Below are 9,278 nucleotides of genomic sequence, written 5' to 3'. Positions count from 1 at the left end.
GGCCATGCCGCCGACGGTCCACCCCTCGCCCTCGGCCACGGCCGTCTTGTGCACGCTGTCGGTGGTCTTGATGGCGATGGCGGCCTTCTCGCCGCCGTGCGGGGACAGCGCGGCCGCGGCGGTGTCGACGCCCGGCAGCAGCTTGTCCATGGGGAGCGTGACGCCGATGAGGCCGGTGGAGGCGACGGCGACCTCGGCCGCGCTCACCCCGAGGACGTCGGCGGCCTTCTCGGCGGTGGCGTGCGTGTCCTGGAAGCCCTGGGGGCCGGTGCAGGCGTTGGCGCCGCCGGAGTTGAGGACGACGGCCGCCACCTGCCCGCCCTTGAGGACCTGCTCGGACCACAGGACGGGGGCCGCCTTCACGCGGTTGGAGGTGAAGACCCCGGCGGCGGCGGTGCGGGGGCCGTCGTTGACCACGAGGGCCAGGTCCGGGTTGCCGTTCTCCTTGATCCCGGCGGCGACCCCCGCCGCCCGGAACCCCTTGGCTGCCGTGACGCTCACTGCATCTCCTTGTTCGTGGTGGTGGCTGTCGGGCGGGCGCTCACGGCGCGACGCCGATCGTGGAGAGCCCCAGCTCCTCCGGCAGCCCCAGGGCGATGTTCATGCTCTGCACCGCGCCGCCCGCGGTGCCCTTGACGAGGTTGTCGATGGCGCTGATCACGATGACGCGGTCGGCGGCCGGGTCATGGGTGACCTGCACGTGCACGGCGTTGGAGCCGTACACCGAGGCCGTGGCGGGCCACTGCCCCTCGGGCAGCAGCCGTACGAAGGGCTCGTCGGCGAAGGCCTTCTCGTAGACGGCGCGGACGCTCTCCGCGGTGGTGCCGGGGCGGGCCTTCGCACTGCACGTGGCGAGGATGCCGCGCGCCATCGGGGCGAGGGTGGGCGTGAAGGAGACGGTGACGCGCCGGCCGGCCGCCGCGCTGAGGTTCTGGATCATCTCGGGGGTGTGCCGGTGCCCGCCGCCCACGCCGTACGGCGACATGGAGCCCATGACCTCCGAGCCGAGGAGGTGCGGCTTGGGCGCCTTGCCCGCGCCCGAGGTGCCGGAGGCCGCGACGATCACCGCCTCGTCCTCGACGAGCCCGGCGGCGTACGCCGGGAACAGCGCGAGCGAGACCGCCGTGGGGTAGCAGCCGGGGACCGCGACGCGCTTGGTCCCGGCGAGGGCGGCGCGGGCGCCCGGCAGCTCGGGCAGGCCGTAGGGCCAGGTCCCGGCGTGCGGGCTGCCGTAGAACCGCTCCCAGTCGGCGGCGTCCTGAAGGCGGAAGTCGGCGCCCATGTCCACCACGAGCACGTCCGGGCCGAGCTGCTCGGCGACGGCCGCGGACTGGCCGTGCGGCAGCGCCAGGAAGACGACGTCGTGGCCGGCGAGGGTCTCGGCGGTGGTCGGCTCCAGGACGCGCTCGGCGAGCGGCGTCAGGTGCGGCTGGAGCGCGCCGAGCGGCTGGCCCGCGTTCGAGTTGGCGGTGAGGGTGCCGATCTCGACCCCGGGGTGCCCGAGCAGGACGCGCAGCAGTTCTCCGCCCGCGTATCCGCTCGCTCCCGCCACCGCTGCGCGTACCGTCATGGGTTCCTCCTCATGGATGGCATGAATATACAAGTCGTCGCACGTTTATGCAATGTGGATCCGGAACCGCCGGTGCGGGGCGGTGCCGGTGTCCGGTGGCCAAGACACGACCGCCCCGGCCGGCGGTTGCCGACCGGGGCGAGAAGCGGGCTCACGCGCGTCCTAGGGGCGGTGCGTCACGCCAGCGACGCGAGGGCCTCGTTGAACGTGGCGGACGGGCGCATGACGGCCGCGGCCTTGGTGGCGTCCGGCTGGTAGTAGCCGCCGATCTCGGCCGGGGAGCCCTGGACCGCGATCAGCTCCTCGACGATCTTCGTCTCCTGCTCCGCCAGGGTCGCGGCGAGCGGGCCGAAGGCCTCGGCGAGCTGGGCGTCGTCGGTCTGCTTCGCCAGCTCCTGGGCCCAGTACAGGGCGAGGTAGAAGTGGCTGCCGCGGTTGTCGATGCCGCCCAGGCGGCGGCTCGGCGACTTGTCCTCCTCCAGGAAGGTCGCCGTGGCGCGGTCCAGGGTGTCCGCGAGGACCTGGGCGCGGGCGTTGCCGGTGCTCTGCGCCAGGTGCTCGAAGGAGACGGCCAGGGCGAGGAACTCGCCGAGGCTGTCCCAGCGGAGGTAGTTCTCCTTGACGAGCTGCTGGACGTGCTTCGGGGCGGAGCCGCCGGCGCCGGTCTCGAACAGGCCGCCGCCGTTCATCAGCGGGACGACCGAGAGCATCTTGGCGCTGGTGCCCAGCTCCAGGATCGGGAACAGGTCGGTCAGGTAGTCACGCAGCACGTTGCCCGTGACGGAGATGGTGTTGAGGCCCTCGCGGATGCGCTCCACCGACAGCTTGGTGGCCTCGACGGGGGACAGGATGCGGATGTCCAGGCCCTCGGTGTCGAACTCCGGCAGGTATGCCTTCACCTTGGCGATCAGGTTGGCGTCGTGGGCGCGGGTCTCGTCCAGCCAGAACACCGCGGGGTCGCCGGTGGCGCGGGCGCGGGTGACGGCGAGCTTCACCCAGTCCTTGATCGGGGCGTCCTTGGTCTGGCAGGCGCGGAAGATGTCGCCCTCGGAGACCTGCTGCTCGATGAGGACGGTGCCCTCGGTGTCGACCAGCCGGACGGTGCCGGTGGCGGGGATCTCGAAGGTCTTGTCGTGGGAGCCGTACTCCTCGGCCTTCTGCGCCATCAGGCCGACGTTCGGGACCGAGCCCATGGTGGCCGGGTCGTAGGCGCCCTTGGCCTTGCAGTCGTCGATGACGACCTGGTAGACGCCGGCGTAGGAGGAGTCCGGGATGACCGCGAGGGTGTCGGCCTCCGCGCCGTTCTTGTCCCACATGTGGCCCGACGTGCGGATCATGGCCGGCATGGAGGCGTCGACGATGACGTCGGACGGGACGTGCAGGTTGGTGATGCCGCGGTCGGAGTCGACCATGGCCAGGTCCGGGCCCTCGGCGAGCTCGGCCTCGAAGGACGCCTTGATCTCGGCGCCGTTCGGCAGGGCCTCCAGGCCCTTGTAGATGCCGCCGAGGCCGTCGTTCGGGGTGAGGCCGGCGGCCGCGAGGTCGGCGCCGAAGGCCGCGAAGGTCTTCGGGAAGAAGGCGCGCACGACGTGGCCGAAGACGATCGGGTCGGAGACCTTCATCATCGTCGCCTTGAGGTGCACCGAGAACAGCACGCCCTCGGCCTTGGCGCGGGCGACCTGCGCGGTCAGGAACTCGCGCAGCGCGGCGACGCGCATCACGGAGGCGTCGACGACCTCGCCCGCGAGGACCGGGACGGACTCGCGCAGCACGGTGGTGGAGCCGTCGTCACCGACCAGCTCGATCGTGAGGGCGCCGTCCTTCTCGATCACGACGGACTTCTCCGTCGAGCGGAAGTCGTTCTCGCCCATGGTGGCGACGTTCGTCTTGGACTCGCCCGTCCAGGCGCCCATGCGGTGCGGGTGCGCCTTGGCGTAGTTCTTCACCGAGGCGGGGGCGCGGCGGTCGGAGTTGCCCTCGCGCAGCACCGGGTTGACCGCGGAGCCCTTGACCTTGTCGTAGCGGGCGCGGATGTCGCGCTCCTCGTCGGTCTTGGGGTCGTCCGGGTAGTCCGGCAGCGCGTAGCCCTGCTCCTGGAGCTCGGCGATCGCGGCCTTGAGCTGCGGGATGGACGCCGAGATGTTCGGCAGCTTGATGATGTTGGCCTGCGGCGTCTTGGCCAGCTCGCCGAGCTCGGCCAGCGCGTCGTCGATGCGCTGGCTCGGCTCCAGGCGCTCCGGGAAGCTCGCGATGATCCGGCCCGCCAGGGAGATGTCACGGGTCTCGACACGGACACCGGCCGTCGAGGCGTACGCCTGGATCACGGGCAGGAACGAATGCGTCGCGAGGGCGGGGGCCTCGTCAGTGTGGGTGTAGATGATGGTCGAGTCAGTCACCGGGTGCTCCGCTCCACGTCTGCAACATTGCTCGACATCAAGATATCTCGTGGACGGGGCGGCACCGACAGGGCCCTGGCCGAGTGCGGTACGAAAATCTTCCGCGCCGGTCCGCCGTGCCCGCCGGGGCGGACCACCGCCCGGCGGAGGCCCGCCCGGCCCGCGGGAGACTCCGTACGGGGGCAGGCCCCCGTGCACCCGGGCCGGTCCCCGAACCCCCGCCGCGGGGACTCCGGCTCACGCTTGCGTTGGAGCGCACTCCAACTCCTAGGGTCTCGACCGAGATCACCGCACCGCGGCGCTCCACGCGGAGCACCGCGCCTTTCAGGAGGTACGACATGACCGGCCTGCCCACCCGCGCCCTCGGCGCGCTGACGGTCTCGGCGCAGGGCCTCGGCTGCATGGGGATGAGCCACGCCTACGGCTCCTCGGACGACGCCCGGTCCATCGCCACGATCCACCGCGCCCTGGACCTCGGCGTGACGCTGTTCGACACCGCCGACTACTACGGCGGGGGCCACAACGAGGAGCTGCTCGGCCGCGCCCTGTCCGGGGCCCGCCGCGAGCGGGCCGTCATCGCCACGAAGTTCGGCTTCGCCAACCGGCTCGGCGAGCCGCCGCTGATCCGCGGCGACGCCGCGTACGTGCGCCAGGCCTGCGACGCCTCGCTCCGGCGGCTCGGCGTCGACCACATCGACCTGTACTACCAGCACCGCGTCGACCCGGACGTGCCGATCGAGGAGACCGTCGGCGCGATGGCCGAGCTGGTCGCGGCGGGCAAGGTGCGCCACCTCGGCCTGTCCGAGGCGAGCGCCCGGACGATCCGGCGCGCGCACGCGGTGCACCCGATCGCGGCGCTGCAGAGCGAGTGGTCCCTGTGGACCCGCGACCTGGAGGCGGAGACCGCCCCGGCCTGCCGGGAGCTGGGCATCGGGATCGTGCCGTTCTCGCCCCTCGGCCGCGGCTTCCTCACCGGCCGCCTCACGTCCGTCGACGCGCTGGAGGAGAACGACATGCGGCGCACGCAGCCGCGCTTCGCCGACGGCAACCTGGAGCGGAACCTCGCCCTGGTCGAGGCCGTGCGGTCGCTGGCCGCCGCGAAGGGCGTCACGGCGGGCCAGCTCGCCCTGGCCTGGGTGCAGCACCGCGGCGACGACGTGGTGCCGATCCCGGGCACGCGCCGCGAGGCGTACCTCGTGGAGAACCTGGCCGCCGTCACGGTCGAGCTGTCCGCCGAGGACCTCGCCGCGATCGACGCGGCGGCACCCGCGGACGGCTTCGCCGGGCCGCGCTACGACGAGACGAGCATGTCCGTCGTCGACCGGTAGGCGCGCGCCGGGCGGCCGCGCGGGCCGCGTACGCTGCGCCCATGTCCCTTCCCGACGAGCAGGGTACGCCCCTTCCCCCCGAGCGGCCCGCGCCTCCGGCGGCGGAGGAGCCCGCGCACCCCGTGCCGGACGTACTGGCGTACCTCGCCGGGAGCTGGCGGGTGGAGCGGACCGTACGGGACTTCGCGGCGGGCGCGCAGGGCGGGCCGGGCGGGCCGGTGGAGGGGCGCTTCCGCGGCACGACGCGGTTCACGCCGTCGGACGGCGGGGGGCTGCTGCACCGGGAGTCCGGCTCCTTCACCTGGCGGGGCGTGACGCGCCCGGCGGAGCGCACGCTCCTGTTCCTGCCGGGCGAGCCCGCGGGCACCGCCGTCGTCCGCTTCGCCGACGGCCGCTTCTTCCACGGCCTCGACCTGCGCTCCGGGCGCCACACCGCCGACCACCCGTGCGCGGCGGACCTCTACCGGGGCGACTTCGTGGTGGACGGCGAGGACGCCTGGCGCACGCGCTGGCGGGTCCGGGGCCCGGCCAAGGACCTGCTCCTGACGACGGCCTACGTCCGCACGGACTGACCGCGCCCGGACGCGCCCCACCGGCCCGGTGACCACCGTCCCGGGCACCACCGGTCCGGTCACCGCCGCCCCGTCACCGCTCGCCGTACGCCATCCACTGCGCGGGGTCGTCCAGGGCCGTGAAGCCGAGCTTCGCGTACACGCCGTGGGCGTCGCCGGTGGCGAGCAGGATGCGGCGCAGGCCGTACGGCGCGAGGCGGTCGCGCACGCCCGCGAGGAAGGCGGTGCCGAGCCCCTTGCCGCGCGCGGAGCGGTCCACGTACACGTCGCAGAGCCAGGCGAAGGTGGCCCGGTCGGTGACCACCCGGGCGTACGCGACCTGGGCGCCCGAAGTCGCCTCGTACAGGCCGAAGTTGAGCGACCCGGCGATCGCGGCGTCCTGCTGCGCGCGGGAGCGGCCGAGCGCCCAGTAGGCGTCCGTGGACAGCCAGTGGTGCACGCGGGCGGCGTCGAGGCGGCCGGGGTCGGCGGACAGCTCGTACCCGTCCGGGAGCCGGTACGCCTCGGGGTGTTCGTCCGTGGGTGTCGTTCCGGTCATCCCCCCACCTCATCACACGCCGCGCGCAGCCTGCGTACCCCCTCCGCGATCTCCCCGGTGCCGGAGAGGGCGGCGAAGCTCACCCGCAGGTGCGCGGCCGGGGGCTCCGCCGCGAAGTACGGGCGCCCCGGGGCCACCGCGACCCCGGCCCGCAGCGCGGCGGCCGCCAGGGCGGTCTCGTCGGTGCCGTCGGGCAGGCGCAGCCACAGGTGGTAGCCGCCCGCCGGGACGTGCGGCAGCGCGAGTTCGGGCAGCCGCAGCCGCAGCGCGGCCGCCAGCGCCTCCCTGCGCTCGCGCAACTCGCCCGCGACGGCGCGCAGATGGCGCGGCCAGGCCGGGGCGCCGACGAGTTCCAGGGCGGCCTCCTGGAGCGGCCGGGGCACGAAGAAGTGGTCGACGACCTGGATGGTGCGCAGCCGCTCCAGGACGGGGCCGCGCGCGGCCAGCGCGCTCACCCGGAAGCTCGGCGACGTGGCCTTGGTGAGCGAGCAGACGTGCACCACGACGCCGTCGCGGTCGTCGGACGCGAGGGGTCGCGGCAGCGGTCCCGCCCCCTCGTGCACGAGCCGGCGCACGAAGTCGTCCTCGACGACGAACGCCCCGGCCGCGCGGGCGATGCGCAGCACCTCAGGGCGGCGCTCGGGGGAGAGCACGGCGCCGGTGGGGTTCTGGAACAGCGGCTGGCAGACGAAGACGCGGGCGCCGGTGGCGGCGAACGCGGCGGCGAGCAGGTCCGGGCGCACCCCGTCGGTGTCCACCGGCACCGGCACCGGCCGCAGCCCAGCGGCCCGCGCGATGGCGAGCAGGCCGGGGTACGTGGGCGACTCGACGAGCACCGGCGCGCCGGGCGGGGCGAGCGCCCGCAGCGCGGTCGTCAGGGCGCTCTGGCCGCCCGCGGTGACGAGGACCTCGGCGGCGGTGACGGCGCCGCCGATGCCGCGCGCGAACCACTCGCGCAGCTCGGGCAGGCCGTCGACCGGAGGGCGCTCCCAGGCGCCGGGGCGCCGTCCGGCCCGGGCGAGGGCGGCGGACAGGGCGCGCTCCGGCTGGAGCGAGGGGTGCAGGTAGCCGCCGTTGAACTCGATGACGCCGGGGCCGGGCGCGGCCAGCGTGGCGAGCACCCCGGAGGCGTCCACCGAGCGCGGCACCACGTCCGCGGCGGCGTCCGCGCTCAGGGACACCTCCTGCCACGAGGTGTCGCCCACCGCCCCGGCGGCGGCACCCGGCGCCTCGGCCCGGAACGCCCCGGCGCCGGGCCGGGTCACGACCAGGCCCTCCGCGGCGAGCTGCGCCAGCGCCCGGGACACGGTCACCGGACTGACCCGGAACCGCTCCACCAGGGCGCGGCTGGACGGCAGCTTTCCTCCCGGTGAGTAGCGGTCCAGCTCGCTCCTGAGCCGACGTGCCAACTCGCCCACACTGCTACGCTCTTGCATGAGAGCACAGAGTAGCGCTACTGAACGGCGGCGGATAGCGGTCCCGTCCGGCACTTCCCCCTCGGTCCGCCGGGGCACTTCCCCCTCGGCCCACCGGGGCACCTTCCCCTCGGCCCACCGGGGCACTTCCCCCTCGGTCCCCCGAGGCGCCGCCCCCGCACCCACCGCCGCTCCCGGGACGGCGCAGGCCACCACTCCCCCGGAGCCCGCGGCGGCCGGGTCGGCGCGGCGCGGTCCGCACCGCGCCGGTGCCCTGCAGGCCGCCCTCGGTGTCGTCGCCTTCTCGCTCACCTTCCCCGCCACGGCCTGGGGTCTCGAAGGCATGGGCCCCTGGACGTTCGTCGCCCTGCGCTGCGTGCTCAGCGCCCTCGTCGCGGGCGCCTGTCTGCTCGCGCTGCGCGTGCCGCTGCCCCGGCGCGCCGACTGGGGCGGGCTCGTGGTGGTCGCGGCCGGGGTGGTGGTGGGCTTCCCGCTCCTCACCTCCCTCGCCCTGCAGACGTCCAGCACCGCGCACGCCGCGGTCGTGGTCGGGCTGCTGCCCCTGACGACCGCGGTGTTCTCCGCCCTGCGCACCGGCGTCCGGCCCTCGCGCACCTTCTGGGCGGCCGCGCTCGCGGGCGCCGCCGCGGTGATCGCGTTCACGGTGGCACAGAGCGGCGGGGCGCTGTCGGCCGCGGACCTGTACCTCTTCGCCGCGCTGCTCGTGTGCGCCGCGGGGTACACCGAGGGCGGGCGTCTGGCCCGGCACATGCCCGGCTGGCAGGTGATCGGCTGGGCGCTCGTGCTGTGCCTGCCGCTCGCCGTGGTGGCGGCGGCGCTCGCCCTGCCGCACGAGCCGTTCCACCTCACCGGGCACAGCACGGCGGGCCTGCTGTACGCGGCGGTCGGCTCGCAGTTCCTCGGCCTGGTCGTCTGGTACCGGGGCATGGCCGCCATCGGCGTCCCCAAGGCCAGCCAGCTCCAGCTCGCGCAGCCGCTCCTCACCCTGGTGTGGTCGGTGTTCCTGCTGGGCGAGAGCCTGACGCCCGCGGCCCCGCTCACCGCCGCGGCAGTCCTGGTGTGCATCGCGGTCACCCAACGCGCGCGGGGCTAGCAAGGGGGCGTGCGTTCCGGCCCGACCCGGCCCGTCCCGGTCACCCCACGCGCGCGGGGAGCCAACCGGGGCGACCGGTCGTACACTGACGGCCACGCACCGCCACCACCCGTGACGCGGACGAGGAGGTCACTCCCCATGCAAGCATCCGTGGGCGACCGGCTGCTGATCCACGGCAGGATCGTCGGACAGCACGACCGGACTGCGGAAGTCGTCGAGGTCCTCGGCGCGAACGGCGGCCCGCCGTACCGCGTGCGCTTCGAGGACGGCCACGAGACGGTGATGTCACCGGGCCCGGACACGGTCGTACGGCCCTTCTCCGAAGCGGACTGAGCCGGCGCGGAC

General features: G+C 74.5%; 9 protein-coding genes. 4 read left to right on the top strand and 5 right to left on the bottom strand.

Annotated features, from left to right (window positions below; all coding sequences use genetic code 11):
• The 3 genes from IE330_RS28695 to IE330_RS28685 all read right to left on the bottom strand — a co-directional run.
• Positions 1-501: bifunctional ornithine acetyltransferase/N-acetylglutamate synthase (locus IE330_RS28695; protein WP_190139056.1), on the bottom strand; the 501-nt coding region annotated here is incomplete at its 3' end.
• A 40-nt stretch (positions 502-541) separates the two neighbouring features.
• The gene (gene argC / locus IE330_RS28690; RefSeq protein ID WP_190139055.1) at positions 542-1,570 is read right to left on the bottom strand and encodes an N-acetyl-gamma-glutamyl-phosphate reductase; all 1,029 of its coding nucleotides are present in this window, start codon (positions 1,568-1,570) and stop codon (positions 542-544) included.
• 176 nt (positions 1,571-1,746) lie between these two features.
• Positions 1,747-3,966, bottom strand: coding sequence for an NADP-dependent isocitrate dehydrogenase (locus IE330_RS28685; RefSeq protein WP_190139054.1), 2,220 nt, complete (start codon positions 3,964-3,966; stop codon positions 1,747-1,749).
• Positions 3,967-4,304: 338 nt separating this feature from the next.
• Here IE330_RS28685 and IE330_RS28680 point away from each other — a divergent pair, with 338 nt between their 5' ends.
• Both IE330_RS28680 and IE330_RS28675 read left to right on the top strand, forming a co-directional pair.
• Positions 4,305-5,294 (top strand): aldo/keto reductase, encoded by a 990-nt coding sequence (locus IE330_RS28680; RefSeq protein WP_190139053.1) that lies wholly within the window; start codon positions 4,305-4,307, stop codon positions 5,292-5,294.
• Between the two features lie 122 nt (positions 5,295-5,416).
• Positions 5,417-5,866, top strand: a complete 450-nt coding sequence (locus tag IE330_RS28675) for a DUF6314 family protein (RefSeq protein WP_190139061.1) — start codon at positions 5,417-5,419, stop codon at positions 5,864-5,866.
• 73 nt (positions 5,867-5,939) lie between these two features.
• On the opposite strand, the gene IE330_RS28670 is transcribed toward IE330_RS28675, so the two are convergent.
• Entirely contained in the window at positions 5,940-6,404 is a 465-nt protein-coding gene (locus tag IE330_RS28670; protein WP_190139052.1) for a GNAT family N-acetyltransferase, read from the bottom strand.
• Positions 6,401-7,840 (bottom strand): aminotransferase-like domain-containing protein, encoded by a 1,440-nt coding sequence (locus IE330_RS28665; RefSeq protein ID WP_190139051.1) that lies wholly within the window; start codon positions 7,838-7,840, stop codon positions 6,401-6,403. The genes IE330_RS28670 and IE330_RS28665 overlap by 4 nt, the downstream gene beginning before the upstream one ends.
• On the opposite strand from IE330_RS28665, the gene IE330_RS28660 reads away from it, so the two are divergent.
• Together IE330_RS28660 and IE330_RS28655 are read left to right on the top strand one after the other, a co-directional pair.
• The gene (locus IE330_RS28660) at positions 7,839-8,933 is read left to right on the top strand and encodes a DMT family transporter (protein ID WP_229926000.1); all 1,095 of its coding nucleotides are present in this window, start codon (positions 7,839-7,841) and stop codon (positions 8,931-8,933) included. The genes IE330_RS28665 and IE330_RS28660 overlap by 2 nt on opposite strands.
• A 138-nt stretch (positions 8,934-9,071) precedes the next feature.
• Positions 9,072-9,266: a DUF1918 domain-containing protein gene (locus tag IE330_RS28655; protein ID WP_190139050.1), complete on the top strand. Its 195-nt coding sequence runs from the start codon at positions 9,072-9,074 to the stop codon at positions 9,264-9,266.
• Positions 9,267-9,278: the final 12 nt, after the last annotated feature.

This window comes from Streptomyces longispororuber, from assembly GCF_014656095.1.
Lineage (GTDB): Bacteria > Actinomycetota > Actinomycetes > Streptomycetales > Streptomycetaceae > Streptomyces > Streptomyces longispororuber.
This window is presented reverse-complemented; position numbering and strand designations above follow the sequence as displayed.